This window comes from Pseudomonas sp. TMW22080, from assembly GCF_022496745.1.
Taxonomy (GTDB): Bacteria; Pseudomonadota; Gammaproteobacteria; order Pseudomonadales; family Pseudomonadaceae; genus Aquipseudomonas; species Aquipseudomonas bubulae.
In genome coordinates this window covers 1-1,547 of record NZ_SCFF01000012.1, presented here as the reverse complement: position 1 = coordinate 1,547, position 1,547 = coordinate 1, and the positions used below count along the sequence as shown (strand labels likewise).

2 rRNA genes are annotated in these 1,547 nt (G+C 48.3%); both read right to left on the bottom strand.

Features of this window, described 5'->3' with window-relative positions:
• Positions 1–1,161, bottom strand: a 23S ribosomal RNA gene (locus tag EQV96_RS23240); the annotation flags it as partial.
• Between the two features lie 312 nt (positions 1,162–1,473).
• Positions 1,474–1,547: ribosomal RNA gene (locus EQV96_RS23235) — 16S ribosomal RNA — on the bottom strand; the annotation flags it as partial.

Here is a 1,547-nt window from a genome sequence, read left to right as displayed (position 1 = left end):
TGATACCCGTAGCTTCGGTGTATGGTTTGAGCCCCGTTAAATCTTCCGCGCAGGCCGACTCGACTAGTGAGCTATTACGCTTTCTTTAAAGGGTGGCTGCTTCTAAGCCAACCTCCTAGCTGTCTAAGCCTTCCCACATCGTTTCCCACTTAACCATAACTTTGGGACCTTAGCTGACGGTCTGGGTTGTTTCCCTTTTCACGACGGACGTTAGCACCCGCCGTGTGTCTCCCATGCTCGGCACTTGTAGGTATTCGGAGTTTGCATCGGTTTGGTAAGCCGGGATGGCCCCCTAGCCGAAACAGTGCTCTACCCCCTACAGTGATACATGAGGCGCTACCTAAATAGCTTTCGAGGAGAACCAGCTATCTCCGAGCTTGATTAGCCTTTCACTCCGATCCACAGGTCATCCGCTAACTTTTCAACGGTAGTCGGTTCGGTCCTCCAGTTAGTGTTACCCAACCTTCAACCTGCCCATGGATAGATCGCCCGGTTTCGGGTCTATTCCCAGCGACTAGACGCCCTATTAAGACTCGCTTTCGCTACGCCTCCCCTATTCGGTTAAGCTTGCCACTGAAAATAAGTCGCTGACCCATTATACAAAAGGTACGCAGTCACCCAACAAAGTGGGCTCCCACTGCTTGTACGCATACGGTTTCAGGATCTATTTCACTCCCCTCTCCGGGGTTCTTTTCGCCTTTCCCTCACGGTACTAGTTCACTATCGGTCAGTCAGTAGTATTTAGCCTTGGAGGATGGTCCCCCCATATTCAGACAAAGTTTCTCGTGCTCCGTCCTACTCGATTTCACTGCAAAGATGTTTTCGCGTACAGGGCTATCACCCACTATGGCCGCACTTTCCAGAGCGTTCCGCTAACATCAATACAGCTTAAGGGCTGGTCCCCGTTCGCTCGCCACTACTAAGGGAATCTCGGTTGATTTCTTTTCCTCAGGGTACTTAGATGTTTCAGTTCCCCTGGTTCGCTTCTTAAGCCTATGTATTCAGCTTAAGATACCTAACTTATGTTAGGTGGGTTCCCCCATTCAGACATCTCCGGATCAAAGTCTGTTTGCCGACTCCCCGAAGCTTTTCGCAGGCTACCACGTCTTTCATCGCCTCTGACTGCCAAGGCATCCACCGTATGCGCTTCTTCACTTGACCATATAACCCCAAGCAATCTGGTTATACTATGAAGACGACATTCGCCGAAAATTTGCTTTCAATCACAAATTTTACCTTAGCCTGAATAAACACCAGTGAAAGTGTTATCCAGTCTAACTTTCTATTACATACCCAAATTTTTAAAGAACGATCTAATCAAAAGATCAGAAATCAACATTCACCATCATTTGATGGAATGCTCATTTCTAAGCTTTACGACAGAAAAACCGCAGATCAACTCTGCAGTTATCGTCTTCTACAATGAATCAAGCAATTCGTGTGGGAACTTATGGAGCAGCTGATGTCGTCGATTAAGGAGGTGATCCAGCCGCAGGTTCCCCTACGGCTACCTTGTTACGACTTCACCCCAGTCATGAATCACACCG